We start from the raw sequence: 18,081 nt of genomic DNA, 5'->3' as shown, positions 1-18,081 counted from the left end.
CGCGTAGCTGAGGCAAGTGACGCCACCACCGGGATCGCTGGTCCATCCGCCTTCTGGCCATGAACCGCCTGCCGTGTGTTCTATCATCGCGTCAACGATGGGGCAGTTGAGGTGATGGGCGCAGTGGCCGCAGAGCATTTCCCATGTATCCCGCCACTCTTCCTCGTTTGTCGGGCAATAGGGTTCGCGCTGGCTCGTTTGGTTCATGGCTGCTGCCTCGACCTGTCGCGTAGTGTCGTTCGGTCCGGACTGTTTTGGCACGGGCACAATTCGTCGGAGCCCCGGCACGGGCAGCGTGAGGCCTGCGCCCTGAGCTCGGAATAATTCAGGACAGCATCGACCTCGAAATGAGCTCGCCCGGCTTCCTCTCGGATCAGCTGCCGCATTGCCTCTGCGCCTGACGCGCCCCTGGTCATGACGATCTCATAGAACAGGCGGTAGTCCGACTCGGAGAGCTGGACTGTGAACGTCCCGCCGATCTTCGATGGCGGGCTCAGTCGGGGCGTGGCGCGGCGGTCTTTCATGCCGGCATCCCGTCATGCAGAGCCCCGTCGAGCAGCCGGCCTGCGGTCTTCTTTCCCGCCATCAATAGCGGCTGCCACTCTTGCGAAATTTCGCGGCTTAGCCTTTGGCGCTGGTGCTCTTGATGCGAAGCTCGATAACCGTCGAGCCGCATCAAGCCTTCGAAAGTTGCGGGGTTTCGATCGGGGGCGGGAAACCATCGCCCCCACTGCTTGAAGAAGAACGGCACGCCGGCGGCCGCGCACTGGTCGCGGAGGGAGCGCGCCCAATCCGGGTGCATCGGCCGCGCACCGGGCCCGCTCTCGCCGCCGCAGATGATCCAGTCGAGCTTTTCAGTGCGGTAGTAGTCATCTGCCATCTCTGGGTCTGTCGGATCGCAGGCGATGCCGCGCAAGGCTGAGATGTCGTGCCCGCGCGCATCGGTGATCAATAGGTTGACCGGTCCCAGCATCGGCTCGACGCTCGCGAACCGCACCGCTGCCGGGGTTGCCAGCAGATCAGGGATTCTCTGGTCGGCGCGCGCCTGGTCCTCGACGCTGACCCCAAGCCAGACGTTGGGGAGAGGCAGCTTCACCAGGCTATCGCGAAGGAGCGGTAAATCGCCCAGCAGCGCCCCTGCCTTGCGGCTAGCCTCGATGATGTCACGGCACCTGTCCTCATCGCCATGAATGTCGTTCATGTAGGCCCTCATCCGATCTGCCCGCTTGGTCAGCACCTGAAACGTGTGCTGTGACGCCAGCGCCATGACGGCGAAAACCTGGTCGATCCACTCGTCTGGCACGCCCTCGGCGAAGAGGTCACCATGCGCGCAGACGAATATCCGGCGCGGGCGCTTCCAGCGCAGCGGCTGATCGATCCACTTCTCGTTGAAACGCACCTCTCCCGTCCACACCGGTCCTGACCGGCTGTCACGGGTCAGCCCGGCCCGCGATGGGTGGTGCTGCAGGCGGGTGCCGGCCAGCTTCATCGCGTAGCAGTTCGTGCAGCCTGGCGTGACTACCCGGCACCCGGTGACCGGTTGCCATGTCGCGTCGGTCCAGCCGATTTCGGTCTTGTCAGCCATTGGAAACTCCTGCTCTTGCTGTCGCCTTCGGGCGGCGTATGTTCACGACATGTTCCGCTATAAGCCGGGCTACGCCATGCGCCTCGCCCTCATGAAAGACGACATGGTCTGGATTTACTGCGCGTGCGGTTACAGCGCGCCGGTCTACGTGCGGGATGTCCTGGTGGCACATCCGCATCTGGAGACCTTGTGCGACCTGTTGGTGCGGACGCGCTGCACGGCCTGCGGCGTGAAGGCGGCGGTGCAGGGCGTGACCTGCAGCTGGGTCGGCCGGCACGGGTAGGGGGAATGTGGGGCGGCTAAGCATCGGCCGTCTCCCTCTCTGGTGCAGCTGCTGAGGCCAGGTGCCCGCAATTCGCGCCAACCAGCGCCGCTGCCACGTCCGGGCAAACGCTGTTCCCGCAGCATGAAATCTGGACGTGCTTCGGAAATTCCTGGAACGACCAGTCGCCGCCGCGCTCATCCCAGACGCCTTCGATCACATAGTCGGCAGGGAAACCCTGCGCGTTGAACAGCTCGCGCGGTGTGAGCATGCGCATCCCGATGTCGACCACGACGAAGGTGTCGCCCTCAACCTCGGCAGTCACGAATTCCCGGTCATCCCACTCGCCATGGGCGCGCAGGAAGTCGGCCACCTGGCGCGCCCGATCTGCCTGGTCTGGGGTGAACGGTGGCGCGGCGGTGGCGATCTGCACATGGCCGAACCGGTCCTGCACGGTGACAGTGTGCAGCGGCTCATCGACTCGAGACCCGCATCCCTGGCCGTAGTATTTCGCGAAGAAGGCGGCGACCGGTGTCTGATGGCTGCCGGTCTGGGCGACGGTGCTGAGGGGATCACGGGCGTCGTGCCCGGTGACGCCGGTGTTGTGCTGCGCGAGGAAGACGGCCGCAGCTGCATGCTTGACGCCGCCGGCGACAACCGTGCCAAGGGGCGCAAAGGGGTCGAGGCTGCGCGCGGCCTGGCCGTGCCGCTCGCCGTATCCTGTCTGGACCAGCAGCGGCGCGATCAGCGACGAATGTCCGCCGCCTGCCAAGATGGTCGGGTGCGGCGCATCAGCTGGACCGGCGCGTCTATCGGTGCCTTTGAGGCTCATCAGGCTCGGCGCGATCATCCCCAACGGCATCGCCCCGCCCGGTTTCTTGATCCAGCTGTTTGCCGTGATCGTCGCCAGAGGCTCGCGGAGGTCCTGCCCGGTCGCGCCGCCGTTGAACCTGGTGATCGATGGGGCAAGCGTTGCGGTTGCGATGCACGCATCGGCCTTGGCCGTCACCGTGGCAAACGGTTCGTCTCCGCCGCGCGGCCTGCTCTGGCCTGCGCGGCCGCCGCAGCCGACAATTGTCGGGACGACGACCGCCTTCTCGCCGCGATTGGCGCAGGTGATCGTCCGCAGCGGCGCGTCCGGATCTTCGAGGCGCGCGCCGTGGGTCAGGTTGACGACGAACGGGTTGGTCTCACGCAGCACGTAGCGTCCCATCCCGCGCGCGATCCGGGCGAGCGTGTTGTCGGCCAGCGGGCGAACTGACCTCAGCTGATGCTTCGCAAGGATTTCGGCGCTCGAGTCGAAGATCGAAGGGCAGGGGAGCGACCAGTCGATGCACTCGGCCGCTGTGCGCCACGGCTGGAGCTTGCCGCGCTGCACGGCCGGGCTGTTTGGATCGCCATGCGTCGGCTTCGGCCAGACGATAGGTCGACCGTCGCGGCGCGCGACCATGAAGAACCGCTTGCGGATCGTCGCCGCACCATAGTCGCAGCCGCGCAGCTCGCGGAACTGAACGCGGTATCCGACCTTGCGCAGGCGCTTGATCCACAACTCAAAGGTCTGCCCCTGAAATTCCTTGATCGGCTGGCCGTCTTCGCCGACCGGGCCCCACGTGCGGAATTCCTCGACGTTTTCCATGCAGATGACGTCGGGCTTCACCTTCTCGGCCCAATCGACCACGACCCACGCGAGGTCCCGGATATTCCGGTCCTTCGGCGCGCCGCCCTTGGCCTTGGAGAAGTGTTTGCAGTCCGGCGAGGCCCAGAGCAGCCCGACATGCCGTCCGCCGGCGACCTCGTAGGGGTCGACCTCCCAGATATTCGAATCGAGGTGCAGTGTGTCCGGATGGTTCGCGGCATGCAGGGCCAGCGCTGCGGCGTTATGGTTGATCGCCACATCGGGGCTGCGGCCGAGAGCCATCTCGATCCCGGTGCTGGCACCGCCGCCGCCAGCGAAGCTGTCGATGATCAGGGGCAGGGAGGTCACTGACCATCACCTTTCGCCGGCAGCAACAGGCGCGCAGGAGCGGGCCCGGTGATCGTGATCTTGTAACCGCCCTTTCGGCTCTCGCCGCGCCTGACCTCGGCCTTGACGCCTGGCAGCGGCTTGCCGTCTTCGCCCATGGCACCGACAGCGGTCAGCACCTCGTCGGCGATCCGCTTTCGTAGTTCGTCCTCGGTGATCTCGGCAAAGAAGCTGATCGTGTTGGGGCGAATGAGGGTCATGATTTACCCCCGATCTCTGTCTTGACCTTCTGAACGGCCAGGACGAACGCCAACGCAGCCTTTGCGAGGTCGACCTGCTGCCGCAGACTGTCACTGTGAATGGCCTTCCCATACAGAGTCGGATCGGTGATATGCAGATGGTTGTGCATTGACCGCTCGGCGTCGATGAGCTTCCTGAGGTGGTCAGCTTGCGGGGTCAGCACCTGAGCGGCAAAGCCGATGGCATCCATGGCCATCTTATGTTCCACGTCGCTCATGCCGCCCCCATCATGCGCGTATGGGTCAGATGGGCCGCGGCTGCGATGCGCCTGAAAGCTGCCTCCAGCGCCGCGTCTGTGTCTTCGCCGCGCAGGGAATGCGCGATCGCTTCGAGATAGTCGGCCGTGGCGTCGGCATCGTAGGCTTCGAGGAAGTTGACAGACTTGCCGACCAGCGCTGCCAGCGTCGCGTGGGTTTCGAGGCCAAAGCTGCCGCGCGCTGCGCGGGTGGCGGTGCAGACCGTGCCTATGATGAACTCGCGCTGTGCCGCGATCAGCGCCGGCGGCGTGTCGTCCTTCTCGAAGACCTTGAACATTGTCGGGTGTTCCTTCTGGGGTTGGGTCCCCTCGCCGCCCCGGCAGGGTATGGGCGACATGCCCGCGGCGAGGGGCGCGCGACACCGCGTCGCGCATCCGGGGGTTACGTGGTTCGGCGTGCCTCGGGCTCGCCGATGAACAGCGGGAGACCGGTTTCTTCGGACGCCTTCTGTGCCGCCTCGTCGCAGGCGGTCTCGAAGGCGGTTTCGGCGTCATAGAGGTTCAAGATGAACTTCAGCTCGGCGCCGGACTTGCGGTAGCTGAAGCGCAAGGGCAGCCGGTAGAGATCGCCGCCCTGGAAGATCGGGATGGCGATCAGGAACAGGTTCGGAATGCTGAGCGGCCGGCCGGCGGCGTCCTGATGCTCGGCGGTGAACTGAAAGCGGGACGCGCCACTGTCCGGATCCCGCGAAACTTCCAGCGAGCTGTTCTCGTGGACCTGGAATTGCCGTCCCAGCTCGATCAGCTGACGCACCTGGCCGAACCGGCCCATGATCTTGGCGGCGACCGCGATCAGCCGTTTTTCCCATTCCTCGGTCGGCTTCACCTTGTCCTGCTGCAGGAGGGCGGGCGTCGGGTCGATCAGGTCTTTGGCGTTAGCCTCGATGAACTCGCAAAAGCGGTCCTTCGTGATCGCCTCCTTCGTGATCGCCTGCCAGGCTTTCCATTCGCGCGACAGCGGGAAGTCATAGCGGCCGACATGATCCAGATGCCGGGCGGTGGCGTCGGGGCCGGTTTCGCTGGCGCCACCTTCGGCGTGATAGTTAGCGATGCAGGTCAGGCTCGGGTTGGCCGGATCGGGGTTGGCGTAGATGACGCTGCTCGCGCTCTTGAACCGGTTCGCCCAATCGATGAGGCTCTCCAGCGTCTTGTGCTTCGCAGTTCCAGTGCGCCGATGCGGCTTGAACAACTGCTCGGCCGCGCGGAGCTTGTCGGTGAAGTCCTGGACTGTCCGGCCCTGAGGTATCGAGGCCAGCATCAGAAGCGCTTCATTCTCACCGACTGCGGGAACGGCCCGCAGCTCTACATCGCCCATGGTTTTCATCACATCGCGCATCGTCTGCGCGACGTTCTCGGGTGTCTGCTCGTGGTCGTTCATTTGGGGTTTTCCCTCTTGAGGTTGCGGTTTGGTTACTCGGATGCGGGGCGCACCGCGCGCTCGGGCGCGGTCGCATCGCGGATGGTCATTCGCGTGAGCATGGGCGAGTGCAGGGTCAGCTGGCCGTCTTCGCCCACGTAGGCGACGCCTGCCGCCGGCGGCACCTTCGGACGCTTGACCTCGTATTCGCCGCTGATGGTGACATCGCCCGACTTGTTCAGCTGGTAGCTGAGCTTGAGGGTCAGCGAGCCCTTGGGTTTGCCGCCGTGATCGGCGCGAAAGTCCAGAAGCGTGGTCTGCAGGGAGGCATTTGCCGTCATCACCTCCGTCAGGAAGTTTCCGCCATCGAGCAGCGCGACCAGCTGGTCGAGTGATCGAATTTCAAAGGGGGCATCGTTGGCCATCGGTTGTCCTTTCAGGGATTGGTTGCTGCTGGGTGCCCGCGGCCCCCTGCGCCCGCGCCGCCGGTCTTTCGTGAGTGGTGGCATGCGGCGCTGGCGGGGCGGCGCGCGGGACGCCGAACGGGGTGGCGGTCATGATGCCCGCTCCAGCCAGAACACCAGCGGCAGGGCGATCATCAGTCCCGCCGTGACGATCCACACTGGCGCGTGCCAGCGGCGGGCGGGGGCGGTGAAGCCGTAGTCTCGTGCATCCTCGGCGTCGGACATGGCCTGACGGATGCCGAAGGCCGAGGCCGCGACGGCCAGCGAGGTCACCACAACCATGGTGATCTGAGCGTCTGTCATGCTGCCACCTCTTCTTCCGCGGCAATGGCCATGCGGGTGGCGGCCTTGGTCCATTCCGCGATGGCCTCGACCTCGGTTGTGCCGTCGCCAGTGACGCCCAGCACGGTGAAGTTGGGGAAGGTCAGCCCGCCATCGGTGTTGTCGCGCAGCGGTGTCGTGGTGCCGCCGTAGAGGACGATGGCGGCGCGCATGATCTCGATGCGGACACTGGTCGGCGCCAGTTCCAGCGCGGCGGCGAGCTCGGCGCGCTGGCGGTTCATGTGCGAGGACAGGGGGAGGTTCATCCTTGCCGCCTCTCGGGTTTTTCTGAGCGGCGCAGAAGCGACTGCGCGTGGGCCATGTCCTTTTCGAGGTCTTCGAGGCGCTGGAACACGTTGAGGACATCGCCCTCCAAACGTTCGATCCGATAGCGCTTCTTTGCCGTCTCTGGGCTGTAATTGGACGCGCCCATCCGTATCCGGATCGGCTTCTGCTTGACCACCACGGGCCCGGCGTCGGGCTGGGGGAGTGTGTGGGCCTCGACGTCCTCGACAAGGCGGTGAAACTTCTCGGCGTAGCGGTCGGCCTCGACCGCCGCCCGGTCGGCTTCCAGCCCAGCTATGCCGGCCTCGGTTCCGGCCAAGCTCGCCTCGGCGGCAGTGAGGGCGTCTCCGGCAGCCGAGGACACGTGCATCTCGCCGATATCCTTGACCCAGCTGTCCAGCGCCGAAACGCGGCCGCGCGCCGCCGCGATGCCACTCTCCAGCCGGGCAAGGCGCTCGCGCAGGCGCTGCGGCGAGTTGGGCCAGATTGTTCCGGGATCCTTGGGGGCGCTCATGTCCGCGCACCGGGGCAGCGCAGTGTGCGGCGCTCGGGCCAGCCGATGCTGGTGGCGTGGGCGCGGATGCGGTCCGAAAGGTCAGGGCGCGCGATCAGGTGCGCGGCCGGGCCTGCTGTCTCTGGGTTGAGCGTCCGGCCTCGGGCTGCGAGCAGGATGCCCCAGGCGGTGGCATAGAGCCATGGTCTGTCGGAGTAGTGGGCCGGGTTGGCGGCGATGAACTGGGCGGTGGTGGGCGTTCGGTCGGCCAAGGGTGCCTCCATCGGGTTGCGATCGAGGTATCAGGTAGTCCAAATAATCTGGACAGTCAAACCAAAAATACAGAAAAAATGGACTTCGCCTAGAAGCGCGGCTATCTCTACTTAACGCCAGGCGATTCGCGCGTCTCAACTGGCCGCCACCCGCGGTTCTCGTAATGACGGATCACAATGGTGCGGTTCCATAGTGGCAAAATAACGAACAGTCCGTTCAAGGTTAGCATGCTAATAATTGACCAACCCCAGAGTCCCTTGCAGGCATAGTAAATAAATCCAAAGAGGAGGGCCCAAAGGCGGTGAAAACGTCCAAGCACCCGGCGCCTCACCATAGAAGTTGAATGCTCCATTATCATCTGTTCACCATCGTAATGTTGGGCAGTGTTCTTCGACTGGCTGACCGCGCGTCGCACTGTGGGGGTCGATGTGCCGTAGGTCAAAGGTAGAAAGTGTGGGAGGGAGACTAAAGTGCGGATGGGGGTTTATATATGGATTGCCAGAGCGGCGATTAAACTCAAGGTCAATTTGAACTGGATTTTCGATCCCATTCATTGTTTGCGACTTCTAAGGCGGGGAAAAGCCTCTCCTGCAAATCGCCAGGAAGTTGAGCAAAATCGCCATTAATTAAGAAATTGAAGTCGATCCTGTAGGATCGATACAGGTGCTTCATCACATCCCTGTTTGGGTAGGTCAGTCCGTTCTCGGCATTGCTGTAGACGGTCTTGGATACGCCCACTTCCCGTGCGAGCTGCTGTGCCTGTTTTCCGGTCACCGCTCGCGCAGCTCGTAAGCGGATGGCGCATGCCGCCAAACCGGTGTCGTCTTTGTGTGCGAGTCTCTGTTTGGTCTGGAAGTCCATTCGCTACTTATAGCCTGCGTCCAGATAACTTGAACTCAGTGCGATCTGTATCTTGCAAATCCAGTTTATCTGGACTAGCAAGGTGTCGCCATGAACGAGAAAACTCACAAAGAAGCTGTCGCCGCCATCTGCGAGCAACTTGGTCGCAAGAGGATATCCGAGCGCATCGGGGTGGGTAAAACCGCCGTCGGCAACGCCGTGAGCGATGGTCTGTTTCCGGCTCGATGGTGGCGCGAAATCAAAGAGATGTGCGACGAGCAGGGGTTGGAGTGCCCCGTCGACCTCTTCAACTTTATCAGCATCGACAAGGCGGAAGCGTCGTCTCGAAAGAGCGAGGCCGCTTGATGTCCCTGCCATGTCTTCCACTCCTTTCCATTCCGTCCGCTTCCCCCCGGTTCGCGCGACGGAACAGGGCGGGCGCCCCTCGTATCCTCCAAGGGGTGGCCCGCCCGACACTCGTTAACAACACAACCGTCATGCCGGGACCATGGGTGCAAGTCCCTGACCCGGCAAGCGAAATGGCAAGCGGGGTTTTCACATGAGACCGACTCGCGCAGGAACAATACAGGATGCGGTGGCGCGGTGCTATCGGGCGGCAGGCGGGGTCGAAGCTGTCGCAGAGCAGCTCGGCCTCGCCAACAGCACCGTCTCCTACGGCACCGAGATCAATGAGGCGCGGCCCGGCGGGATCGGGGTCAACCACCTCGCCCGGCTGGCGATGACCGATCCGGACTGCGCGCTGCCGCTGGCCGAGTTCTTCGCGGCGCTGGCCGGCGGGGTCTATCAGCCGGTCGGCGGTGTGGCCGAGGTGATCAGCCTGTTTTCCGGCTGCGGCCTGATGGCGAAGGAATGCGGCGAGGCGCAGGCGGCGACGATCCTGGCCGCGACGACACAGCGGCCGAAGGATATTGCGGAGGCCGAGCGCGAGATCGAGGAGGCCATTGCCGCCCTGACGAAATCCCGCGCGGTTCTGACCTCGCTGCAGAGCGGGGCGGCGTGATGGCCACCCGATCGATATACTGCCTCGACCCGTGCGTCCGTACGCGCACGGGCGGGAACCTCGGGCGCGGTGGTCCATCGCCGCGCCCCTTTTCCAACGTCCGCGCGGGGGCATCACCTGATGCCGCGGGTAGCCGTGACCGGGGGGCGCGCGGTCGCGCAGGATGTCGCCCCTACCTCCCTGTCACCTCCGGGCGCGGGTTTGTCCCGCGCCCGCTTTTCTGGAGGGTGAGCCGTGGTTGACCGACCAATTCAACTCGGCGAAATTCGCCCGAATCGCGATCCGGATTTCATAATCGGCACGGCCGAGAGTCCCTACCTGCTGCGCTGGTTTCTGATCCCCCGCAATCCCGTCTTCAACGTCTACTATCACCGCTTCCTTAGGGATGACGACGATCGGGCGCTGCACGATCATCCTTGGCCCAGCTTCTCGATCATGACCGCTGGACAGATGCGGGAGGTGACGGCGGAAGGCTCTAGGATGATCACCGCCGGCGATTGCATCTACCGAGGGCCGGACTTCGCGCATCGCATCGAGCTGATCGATGGTGCGCCCGCCGAGACGCTGTTCATCACTGGCCCGCACGTCCGCGAATGGGGCTTCCACTGCCCGAAGGGCTGGGTGCACTGGAAGGATTTCGTCGGCGCCAATCCCGGCGAAATCGGACGCGGATGTGGGGAGGGTGCGGCATGACCGTGATCGTTCCCAACGACCTTTCGCATCAAGAGTTGCCGGGCGAGCTCGCGAAAGCGTTGCGCCTGGCGGCAGTGACGGGTCCTGAAGACAGCTACATCAGCGTCAATATCTGCCTTCCCGTGCCTGTCGCCCGCGAAATCGCGCGCCGGATCGATTACGCGGTGCGGCGCGCGCCGGTGCAGGAGCCGTCAAGCGGCAAGCCAACGGGCGCCACGGTGTCGTGGCGCTGGCAGGCGGTCGTCTTCGCTGCGCCCTGGGTGGGGTTCTTCCTCGCTATCCTGCTGGGGAGACTGTCGTGATGGGCGCGGCCGCTCTCGACCCGCAGGTTGCGCTGCGCGACCGGATGATCGCCGATGCGGAGCTGATCAGGCGCCGCTGGGACAAGGCGCAGATGGTCGACGGCAAGCCGCCCCGGCACATGCGCCAGAAGGCGCCCGAGACGGTCGCGAACCTCGCGCCCTATCTCTCGCTTCTGCGCAAGGGCGTCAAACGGGGCGACATCACCCGCCAGCTGCAGATCACCGACAGTCAGGCCGCGCGCCTGCGCTATGTGCTGCGCCGGAACGGGCTGATCTGATGGCTGGAGCGATGCATCCAGACCCGCAGGTTGCGCTGCGCGACCGGATGGTCGCCGATGCCGATCTGGTGAAGCGCCGGTGGCGTCGCGCGGATATGGTTGACCTCTCGACACGGACAGGTCCCCCGCGCACGGCCGAGACCGTCAACAATCTCGCCCGTTTTGTTGAGATGCACCGAAATGGCTGCACCTCTGGCGCCATCGCCGCTCGGCTGAACCTGACGGACAACCAGGTCCAGCACCTGCGCGTGCTGGCTCGTCGGGATGGGCTGATCTGATGGCCCAGAACCGGTCCAGCGCCGTGATGCAGCAGCGGGCCGAGGCGCACGACAGCCTCGACGACTTCCCGACGCCGCCCTGGGCGACGCGGGCGCTCTGCGAGTTCCTGGTGAAGCAGGGGCAGCCGTTGCACCTGCAGGAGGTCTGGGAGCCGGCGTGCAATCGGGGGCACATGGTGCTGCCGCTGGGCGAGTATTTCGACCGCGTGCATGCCAGTGATGTGCATGACTATGGCTTTCACGGGCAGACGCTGGTTTCAGACTTTCTGGTCGATTGGTCGCAGGATGCTCCGGACGTCGATTGGGTCATCACCAATCCGCCTTTCAAGATGGGTGCCGATTTCATCCAGCAGGGCCTGCGCTATGCCCGGCGCGGCGTGGCCATGTTCGTGCGCTCGGCCTTTGTCGAGGGGGCGGACCGCTATCGCACCCTGTTCCGCGATCGACCGGAGGCCTTTACCCTGCCTTTTGTCGAGCGCGTGGTGATCTGGAAAGGGGTTCTGCTCGATCCGGACGTGCCGGTCTGGCACGCGCCGAAGGGCGACAAGCCGGGCGAGATGAAGAAGCCCGCCAGCGCGACCGCCTATTCCTGGCTGATCTGGCAGAGCGGGAGGAACGCGCCGACCGAACAGCATCGCATTCCGCCTTGCCGGCGGGCCCTGACCCGCCCGGGGGACTATCCGCCAGTTCCGGAGCATCTTCGTGCACCAGTGCCGCCGGCCGGCGGATTGCTCGATTTGGCGGAGTCCGCGTCATGACGTTCCGCGAGATCGATGTGCGCGAATGCGATCCGGTTGCCCGCCCACGTCCTGGCGCGGCGCCTGAACTTGTCTGGCTGCGCATCGAGTCGCTGCTGATCGATGAAGACTATCAGCGTCCGCTGGGGCCGAAGAACTGGAAGGCCATCCGGCGCATCGCATCGGCGTTCGAATGGCCCCGGTTCACTCCGGTCATCGCCGCCCGTCTGAGCGACAAGCGCTATGCGATCATCGATGGTCAGCACCGCGCCCATGCGGCGGCGCTGGCGGGGATATCGGCGATCCCGGCGATGGTTGTCGAGGCTGACCCCTCGGGTCAGGCGGCAGCCTTTGCGGCAATCAATCGAGACCGGACGGTTGTGTCTGGCTATCACCTTCTGAAGGCAGCGCTTGCGGCCGGCGACGCCGATGCCCTGACAGCGGATCGGGCAGTCACCGAGGCGGGCTGCCGGCTGATGACGTATGTGGTGTCATCCGTGCACCGCGCGCCGCGACAGGTGTTTTCGATCGCGCTTGTCCTGTCGCATGTCCGCGCCGGTCGATCCCGGGTCGTTACTGAAGGCCTGCGCGCCATCACTCAGTCGCCGCTGGTCAACCAGGTGGACGCCTATCGGGACAATGTGCTGGATCCGTGGTTTGCCACCTTGGCCGCGCGGCCCGAACTGGATGCAGCGGCGTTCTGCGCCGATCACGATCTGACCGCCCTTTGCACCCGTCTTGACGCGCTGCGCGAGGAAGCAGGGCGCAGGCGGGACAGCGGGCGAAAGCTTGCCCTTCTGAACCTCGATCGCGCCATAGCGGCCTGGGGCGGACCGCGCGTGCGCCCGGAACCGGTATCGCGGCCAGTCCTCGCGCAATCCGAGAGGCGGGAGGCGATCCGTCCCGCGCCCGAGGTGCAGAAAGAGGCGCCGCCGAAGGCTCCGCCAGCGGTCCGGCCCGAGCATTGGACCGAAGATCGCGATGCACTGCTGATTGCGGAAGGCGGAACCCACGCGGGCCGCGCCAGCCTGGCCGAGGGCTGGGGCATGTCGACCGCTCAGGTGACGGCTCGCTGGCACAAGGTGAGGGCCAGAGCATGAGCGCACCAACGCACATACGTCTCGTGCGGGACGACGAACCATTGCCGGCATATCCGGACGAGCTGCTCGACGCGCACGCGGCTGCCGACTATTTCACGGCCTTCTGGCACGACCGGTATCTCAACAGCAAACTGCACCTGAGCGCCGACCTGGACGTGCAGGGCGCGGCGCTGAACCTCTTCTTCATCGCCCGCAAACAGCTTCCGATGGGGAGCCTGCCGAACGATCACACAATGCTGGCAAAGCTGCTGCGGATCGACATCGCGCTGTGGCACCAGCTGATGGGGCGGACCATCACCCCGCTGCACAACTGGCGGCCCTATCGCGCCGGCGGGGTCGTGGTGCTGGGTCACCCGGTCGTCGTCGAGGTTGCGCTGGATGCGGTCAAACGACGCGAGGCGCGCGAGGTAGAGCGCAACGACAAGGCAACCTCCATGCGGTTGAAGCGGCTGGGTGAGCTGATGGTCGAGATCGGGTGTCATGCGAAAATGGCGCAGGATCGGGTGTTGTTGGAGCGTCTCGACGGATGGCTTTTGGAGCGCCACCGCGGTCAGCGGCGCATGCCTGGATTTGAGGTCTCACTTAAGGCCGCGCTGCGCCACGCGGAGACGGTTGGTTGGTTCAATAAGCAGCGATAACCCGCTGTTTTCACGAGCGTAAAATCTGTGAAGTAACAAAACGGAACTGTTCCGTAACAGTTCGGAACAGTTTCACCACAAAACGGGAACTGTTCCGCCTAAAGAATAGGAAAGAATAGGAAAAAATAGAAAAACCACAGATCGGGAACGGACCTGCCTGTGGATAACTCAGAACCTGCTGAGAAAGGGGCCGAGCATGGAAATGACTGTTGCGCCAGAGACCGACGAAACCAAGCGCGACCGGGTGCGCCGCCTGCTGATCGATCCGCTGACCGAGGCGGGGTTTCGGTTTCCGAAGGCGACCAGCGAGGATGAGGCCAAGCGGGCGCTGACGCGGCTGGCGGACGGGTTGGCCTATCTCGGCGACGATGCGCTGACCGTGCTGAAGGCGTCTCTGCTGACCAAGGGCGAGGGCAGCGCCCGCTGCTTCTGGCCGGCCTATGTCACAATCATCGGACTGGCCGAGGCATTCCATCCGCGCCCGCTCGAGGAGGTGCCGGAGCTGCTGCGATGGTTCGCCTCGGCGGCCGGACGCGAGGCGCTGGCAGCCGGGCGACTGGTGGCCGAGTTCCAGTTCTGGGAAACCAAAAAGCGGCCGCCGGTGACGCCGCGCGACAAGGAACTGGTGGCCGTGCGGGCCCGCGAACATCACGAGCGCCGCGAACTGATCCTCGATCGCCGCCGCCGGGAAATCCCGCTGCGCGGCGATGAGGCGGCCTGGATCGAGTGGTATGAGCGAACCTATGCCCGGGTCGAGGCTCTGGTCGGGCAGGTGCAGGCATGATGGCGAAACTGCCCGCGACCAGGGCTTTCGACGCCGACCTCGTGTCGGATCTGGAAACCCGCTATTGCCAAGGGCCGGACGCTGGCGATCGGAATGTGTTCTGGCCCGGCGTGTCGCGCTGGTATGCCCTGCGCGTCCCGCCCCAGCGCGAGGATCAGGCGGAAGCCTGGTTGCTGCGACGTGGCGTCTACGCCTTCCATCCCGTCCTGTCCCGGCAGTCCACAAAACATGGGCGCGTTCGCGAGTATCAGCGGCGTTACCTGCCGGGATATGTGTTCGCCCGGTTTCCTGGCGAGCCGCTGGTGCACCTCGTTTCCGGAACCCCGTTCATTCTCGGCGCGCTTTGCCGTTCGTCCGGGCACTGGGGCATTCTGCGCCCCCAAGGGCTGCGCGCGATCTACGCCATGCGCAAGATCGATGCCGACAGCGAAGAGGCGCGACGGGCCGTTCGGCGCAGTCAGATGCTGCATCCGGGCGACAGGGCCATGTTCCATACCGGACCTTTTGCCGAGTTCCCCTGCGAGGTCATCGAGATCAAGGCGGAAGGCGGCGCCAAGGTTCGGTTGCAGCTGTTCGGGCGCGAGGTCTTGGCGGATGCGGCGGATGGTGCGCTGACGCCACTGAACAAAACGGATTGACAAAGAGCGAATCAGTCGCCTAGTTTCCGACCTCATCAGCTCTATGCCGGAACGCCCCCGCCCAGACAGCGGCAGTGCCCGGTGGGTGGGCGGCGCGCTCCGGTTCAAAACGCTCGGAGTCACAAGCCTTCATTACGCCCGGCGGGATCATCCCGGCCGGGCGTTTTCATTTGGTTACGTGCCGCGCGACGCGGCGTATGTCCGGGTAGAGCAGCGGTAGCTCGCCAGCCTCATAAGCTGGAGGTCGCGGGTTCAATCCCCGCCCCGGCAACCATCTTCCATCAGGTCGGGCGAGCAGACACCCCTCGGTGGCTCGGACCTGCGGCGCGGCGGGGCAAGTGGCAGCAAGTCCCGCCCGCCATCATTCGAACACCTGGAGCGCGCCCGCCGACAGGCGCGAGCACAACGGCCCTCTGCAGCGGCGGGGCGGAGGGCCACCCCGACCCATCGGCGACCACCCCCACCCCCTCGGGTCCTTCCGGCCGGGTTTTGTATACGGGGGCGCTGAGCGCGTGGGTTTCGTGGCGCTAAACCTTTCAGGAAGCCTAAACCAAAAAGCGTACACTAAATTGGGGCGTATAGTTTAGAAATGGACAGGGGGGGGGTGGCCAGCATCGCAGATCACGATGCGCGACTTGGACGACCTGACTCCGTTCGTTGCGAACAGCCGTTTGCATTCAGACGCGCAGATCGATCAGCTCGCTGCGTCGATAGAACAGTGGGGATGGACCATTCCTCTGCTGATCGATGAGGCTGGCGGGATAATTGCAGGGCACGGGCGCGCCCTGGCGGCCAAGAAGCTGAAGATCGGCAATGTGCCGTGCATGGTGGCAGCTGGCTGGTCCGACGAGCAGAAACGGGCCTATGTCATTGCGGACAACCAGCTGACGTTGAACGCGTCATGGGATGAGGACATCTTGAGGGCCGAATTGTCCGCGCTCGCTGGTCTGAACTTTTCGATGGACCTGATCGGCTTTGACGGTGATGTCCTAGAGGAGCTTCTGCATGCTCCGGTAATCGGGAAAACGGATCCGGACGTCGCGCCTCCGGCCCCGCAGAACCCTGTTTCTCGTTTGGGCGACCTTTGGCTCCTGGGAAACCATCGCTTGCGTTGCGGGGACTCTACGGATGCCGCTCATGTGGCTGCGCTGTTCGATGGGATCAAGCCGGTTCTGATGGTGACTGACCCCCCCTATGGCGTCAAATACGATCCAGCTTGGCGCCAGCAGTTCGGCGGTGCTGGAGTTGCAACAGGGAAGGTCAAGAACGACGACCGAGCCGACTGGCAAGAGGCTTGGGACCTATTTCCTGGGGCGGTTGCATATGTTTGGCATGGCGCCCTTCACAACGCGGCTGTTTCGGACAGCCTGGTCCGCGCCGGGTTTGATGTCCGCAGTCAGATCGTTTGGGTGAAGACGCGCGCGCCAATCTCTCGGGGCCACTACCACTGGCAGCATGAACCGGCTTTCTACGCTGAGCGTGAAGTGGTCGCCGATGCCTGGCAGGTTGATCAGGAATCGCTCGCGTATATCGTTCGCGCTGGCAGCACGGCCGGATGGCGGGGTGGACGGAAGCAGACCACGGTCTGGTTTATTGAACACCTGAAGAACGACACCGGACACGGCACCCAGAAGCCGGTCGAGTGCATGCGCAGGCCGATCCTGAATAACAGCCGACCTGGGGATGCGATCTATGATCCCTTCTGCGGATCTGGAACCACCATTATCGCCGGCGAGATGGAAGGCCGGTCGGTCTATGCCAGCGAGCTCGATCCTGTCTACGTCGATGTGATCGTTACCCGGTGGCAGGATTTCACAGGGCGCAAGGCGGTTCTCGCCGGGAGCGGTGAAACGCTCGACGTCGCAAGGGCAACTCGGTGCGGTCCCGCCAAGTAGGTTTCTCCGAGGCGCCCATCAGTGCTGAAAGGGTTGGGGATGGGTCGCGCCCCGAAGATTGACGGTCGCAAGTCGCAGCAGGGAGCACGGGGAATTGTTCTCCCAGCGCTGACGGCTGACCAGATTGAAGAGCCGCTCGATCTGTCGGTTGATGCCGCCTTTGCGTGGCAGCAGGCGACCAGCAGTCTGGTTCCCGGCCGGGTGCTGGCTAGAGCGGATGTATTGGCTCTGGAGGCAGCTTGTCGGGCTTGGGGTCGATGGCGAGAAATCGAGCGGCAGATTTCGGAGCTCGGCCAGCGAAGCGGCAACATCTTGGCTGGCGAGGTGACCAAAACCCCGAACGGACATGTGCAGATGTCGGCATTGCGGATCGCAGCCAAGCAAGCGCTCGGTGAATTCACGTCCCTGGCGAAGGAGTTTGGAATGACGCCGGTTTCGCGAGTGCGCACCGCAGGTTCAGCTCAAGGGACGCTTTTTGACCTGCCAGACGCATGAAGTTGATGGATGGAGTACTTCCTGAATGCAGGGATTGACCGCCTCGCAGTTGGCCGATCGGCTGAATCTCTCGAAGGGTAGGATCAGTCAGTTGGTGGCAAGCGGTCGGCTCGAGGGCTGCTACTCGGGCGACAATCGGGCCCGGCGTTTTGACCTCAAGGCTTGCGCGGATGCGCTCAGCCGAAAGCTGGACCCGGGCCAGCTGCTGGGCAACGGCGCCGAAACCAAACAGCGTATCGCCGCGCTGCAATCGTCGATCGATGAAGATAGCGACGATGACGCGCCGCCGGCGCGCGAGGAGCGCAAGAGCGATCTGCTTCCATCAACCGACCCGGGCCGGTATGAGCTGGCCCGGATCCAGAAAGTCGAGGAAGAGGCCCGCAGGCTGCGCCGGGCGAACGCAGAGGCGGAGGGCACGGTGGTTCTGGCCTCGGCCGTTCACCGGCAGGTCGCGCAGCTGATCGGACAGGAGGTTGCCGAGTTCGAGACAGTGCTGCGGGATGCGGCGCGCAAGATCGCCGACCGCATGGGGGTAGATTACCGCACCGCCCGGCAGATCATGATCGAGACATGGCGGGATCATCGGAAGGTCCGCACCGAAAAGCTGACCGAGCTGGGCGACGCCGTGCAACTGACCGCCGAAGAACGCGGCGCGGATATCTGATGGGTTTCCTGACCTCGGCCGAACGTGTCGTCGCCCTGGCGATCGCCGAGGCGATGGCGCCGCCGCCAAAGCCGGATATCACCCGGTGGTGCGAGGAAAACATCGTCTTCGACGAACGGTCGCCGATGCCGGGGCCGTTTCGGATCGACCGGTTCCCGT

Annotated in this window: 27 protein-coding genes and 1 tRNA gene; 16 read left to right on the top strand and 12 right to left on the bottom strand. The window is 64.3% G+C overall.

Annotation, left to right across the window (positions count from 1 at the left end; genetic code table 11):
- Positions 1-520: 520 nt before the first annotated feature.
- Entirely contained in the window at positions 521-1,585 is a 1,065-nt protein-coding gene (locus tag ACFO5X_RS07405; RefSeq protein ID WP_380716651.1) for a DUF5131 family protein, read from the bottom strand.
- 49 nt (positions 1,586-1,634) lie between these two features.
- Here ACFO5X_RS07405 and ACFO5X_RS07400 point away from each other — a divergent pair, with 49 nt between their 5' ends.
- Complete coding sequence (locus ACFO5X_RS07400; protein WP_380716650.1) at positions 1,635-1,868, top strand: hypothetical protein; 234 nt, start codon at positions 1,635-1,637, stop codon at positions 1,866-1,868.
- 16 nt (positions 1,869-1,884) lie between these two features.
- On the opposite strand, the gene ACFO5X_RS07395 is transcribed toward ACFO5X_RS07400, so the two are convergent.
- The 11 genes from ACFO5X_RS07395 to ACFO5X_RS07345 all read right to left on the bottom strand — a co-directional run bounded on the left by ACFO5X_RS07395 (position 1,885) and on the right by ACFO5X_RS07345 (position 8,420).
- Positions 1,885-3,831 carry a DNA cytosine methyltransferase gene (locus ACFO5X_RS07395; protein WP_380716649.1) on the bottom strand — a complete coding sequence of 649 codons (1,947 nt, stop codon included), beginning with the start codon at positions 3,829-3,831 and terminating at the stop codon, positions 1,885-1,887.
- A complete protein-coding gene (locus tag ACFO5X_RS07390; protein WP_380716648.1) occupies positions 3,828-4,070 on the bottom strand; it encodes a hypothetical protein in 243 nt (80 codons plus the stop codon). Before ACFO5X_RS07390 ends, ACFO5X_RS07395 begins: the two co-directional genes overlap by 4 nt.
- Positions 4,067-4,327, bottom strand: a complete 261-nt coding sequence (locus ACFO5X_RS07385) for a hypothetical protein (protein WP_380716444.1) — start codon at positions 4,325-4,327, stop codon at positions 4,067-4,069. Before ACFO5X_RS07385 ends, ACFO5X_RS07390 begins: the two co-directional genes overlap by 4 nt.
- Complete coding sequence (locus ACFO5X_RS07380) at positions 4,324-4,644, bottom strand: hypothetical protein (protein ID WP_380716647.1); 321 nt, start codon at positions 4,642-4,644, stop codon at positions 4,324-4,326. Before ACFO5X_RS07380 ends, ACFO5X_RS07385 begins: the two co-directional genes overlap by 4 nt.
- 104 nt (positions 4,645-4,748) lie before the next feature.
- Positions 4,749-5,744 (bottom strand): DUF2303 family protein, encoded by a 996-nt coding sequence (locus ACFO5X_RS07375; RefSeq protein WP_380716645.1) that lies wholly within the window; start codon positions 5,742-5,744, stop codon positions 4,749-4,751.
- A gap of 32 nt (positions 5,745-5,776) precedes the next feature.
- Positions 5,777-6,148 (bottom strand): hypothetical protein, encoded by a 372-nt coding sequence (locus ACFO5X_RS07370; protein ID WP_380716643.1) that lies wholly within the window; start codon positions 6,146-6,148, stop codon positions 5,777-5,779.
- Positions 6,149-6,277: 129 nt separating this feature from the next.
- A complete protein-coding gene (locus ACFO5X_RS07365; protein ID WP_380716642.1) occupies positions 6,278-6,490 on the bottom strand; it encodes a hypothetical protein in 213 nt (70 codons plus the stop codon).
- Complete coding sequence (locus ACFO5X_RS07360) at positions 6,487-6,774, bottom strand: hypothetical protein (RefSeq protein ID WP_380716641.1); 288 nt, start codon at positions 6,772-6,774, stop codon at positions 6,487-6,489. The genes ACFO5X_RS07365 and ACFO5X_RS07360 overlap by 4 nt, the downstream gene beginning before the upstream one ends.
- A complete protein-coding gene (locus ACFO5X_RS07355) occupies positions 6,771-7,307 on the bottom strand; it encodes a hypothetical protein (RefSeq protein ID WP_380716640.1) in 537 nt (178 codons plus the stop codon). The genes ACFO5X_RS07360 and ACFO5X_RS07355 overlap by 4 nt, the downstream gene beginning before the upstream one ends.
- Complete coding sequence (locus tag ACFO5X_RS07350) at positions 7,304-7,558, bottom strand: hypothetical protein (protein ID WP_380716639.1); 255 nt, start codon at positions 7,556-7,558, stop codon at positions 7,304-7,306. Before ACFO5X_RS07350 ends, ACFO5X_RS07355 begins: the two co-directional genes overlap by 4 nt.
- Positions 7,559-8,081: 523 nt before the next feature.
- Positions 8,082-8,420, bottom strand: a complete 339-nt coding sequence (locus ACFO5X_RS07345) for a helix-turn-helix domain-containing protein (RefSeq protein WP_380716638.1) — start codon at positions 8,418-8,420, stop codon at positions 8,082-8,084.
- A 90-nt stretch (positions 8,421-8,510) separates the two neighbouring features.
- Between ACFO5X_RS07345 and ACFO5X_RS07340 the strand changes: the two genes are divergently transcribed.
- The 15 genes from ACFO5X_RS07340 (at position 8,511) to ACFO5X_RS07270 (ending at position 17,922) form a co-directional block, all read left to right on the top strand.
- A complete protein-coding gene (locus ACFO5X_RS07340) occupies positions 8,511-8,765 on the top strand; it encodes a hypothetical protein (protein WP_380716637.1) in 255 nt (84 codons plus the stop codon).
- 193 nt (positions 8,766-8,958) lie between these two features.
- On the top strand, positions 8,959-9,420 hold the full coding sequence (locus ACFO5X_RS07335) for a hypothetical protein (RefSeq protein ID WP_380716636.1): 462 nt from the start codon (positions 8,959-8,961) through the stop codon (positions 9,418-9,420).
- A 234-nt stretch (positions 9,421-9,654) separates the two neighbouring features.
- Complete coding sequence (locus tag ACFO5X_RS07330) at positions 9,655-10,113, top strand: hypothetical protein (protein ID WP_380716635.1); 459 nt, start codon at positions 9,655-9,657, stop codon at positions 10,111-10,113.
- Positions 10,110-10,415, top strand: a complete 306-nt coding sequence (locus ACFO5X_RS07325; protein WP_380716634.1) for a hypothetical protein — start codon at positions 10,110-10,112, stop codon at positions 10,413-10,415. The genes ACFO5X_RS07330 and ACFO5X_RS07325 overlap by 4 nt, the downstream gene beginning before the upstream one ends.
- On the top strand, positions 10,415-10,693 hold the full coding sequence (locus ACFO5X_RS07320) for a hypothetical protein (RefSeq protein ID WP_380716633.1): 279 nt from the start codon (positions 10,415-10,417) through the stop codon (positions 10,691-10,693). The genes ACFO5X_RS07325 and ACFO5X_RS07320 overlap by 1 nt, the downstream gene beginning before the upstream one ends.
- Positions 10,693-10,971 (top strand): hypothetical protein, encoded by a 279-nt coding sequence (locus ACFO5X_RS07315; RefSeq protein WP_380716632.1) that lies wholly within the window; start codon positions 10,693-10,695, stop codon positions 10,969-10,971. The genes ACFO5X_RS07320 and ACFO5X_RS07315 overlap by 1 nt, the downstream gene beginning before the upstream one ends.
- Positions 10,971-11,729 carry a hypothetical protein gene (locus ACFO5X_RS07310; RefSeq protein WP_380716631.1) on the top strand — a complete coding sequence of 253 codons (759 nt, stop codon included), beginning with the start codon at positions 10,971-10,973 and terminating at the stop codon, positions 11,727-11,729. The genes ACFO5X_RS07315 and ACFO5X_RS07310 overlap by 1 nt, the downstream gene beginning before the upstream one ends.
- Positions 11,726-12,808, top strand: a complete 1,083-nt coding sequence (locus ACFO5X_RS07305) for a ParB/RepB/Spo0J family partition protein (RefSeq protein ID WP_380716630.1) — start codon at positions 11,726-11,728, stop codon at positions 12,806-12,808. Before ACFO5X_RS07310 ends, ACFO5X_RS07305 begins: the two co-directional genes overlap by 4 nt.
- Positions 12,805-13,446: a hypothetical protein gene (locus tag ACFO5X_RS07300; protein ID WP_380716629.1), complete on the top strand. Its 642-nt coding sequence runs from the start codon at positions 12,805-12,807 to the stop codon at positions 13,444-13,446. The genes ACFO5X_RS07305 and ACFO5X_RS07300 overlap by 4 nt, the downstream gene beginning before the upstream one ends.
- 196 nt (positions 13,447-13,642) lie before the next feature.
- Positions 13,643-14,230: a hypothetical protein gene (locus ACFO5X_RS07295; RefSeq protein WP_380716628.1), complete on the top strand. Its 588-nt coding sequence runs from the start codon at positions 13,643-13,645 to the stop codon at positions 14,228-14,230.
- Positions 14,230-14,868, top strand: a complete 639-nt coding sequence (gene nusG / locus ACFO5X_RS07290) for a transcription termination/antitermination protein NusG (RefSeq protein WP_380716627.1) — start codon at positions 14,230-14,232, stop codon at positions 14,866-14,868. Before ACFO5X_RS07295 ends, nusG begins: the two co-directional genes overlap by 1 nt.
- 198 nt (positions 14,869-15,066) lie before the next feature.
- Positions 15,067-15,142: transfer RNA gene (locus tag ACFO5X_RS07285), tRNA-Met, on the top strand.
- A 352-nt stretch (positions 15,143-15,494) separates the two neighbouring features.
- Positions 15,495-16,763, top strand: a complete 1,269-nt coding sequence (locus tag ACFO5X_RS07280; RefSeq protein ID WP_380716626.1) for a site-specific DNA-methyltransferase — start codon at positions 15,495-15,497, stop codon at positions 16,761-16,763.
- Between the two features lie 21 nt (positions 16,764-16,784).
- Complete coding sequence (locus tag ACFO5X_RS07275) at positions 16,785-17,258, top strand: P27 family phage terminase small subunit (protein WP_380716625.1); 474 nt, start codon at positions 16,785-16,787, stop codon at positions 17,256-17,258.
- Between the two features lie 25 nt (positions 17,259-17,283).
- Complete coding sequence (locus ACFO5X_RS07270) at positions 17,284-17,922, top strand: hypothetical protein (protein WP_380716624.1); 639 nt, start codon at positions 17,284-17,286, stop codon at positions 17,920-17,922.
- The last annotated feature ends 159 nt before the right edge of the window (positions 17,923-18,081 follow it).

Source organism: Seohaeicola nanhaiensis, from assembly GCF_042654245.1.
GTDB lineage: Bacteria > Pseudomonadota > Alphaproteobacteria > Rhodobacterales > Rhodobacteraceae > Seohaeicola_A > Seohaeicola_A nanhaiensis.
The sequence above is the reverse complement of the archived record's forward strand: the minus strand, read 5'-3'. Positions and strand labels throughout refer to the sequence as shown.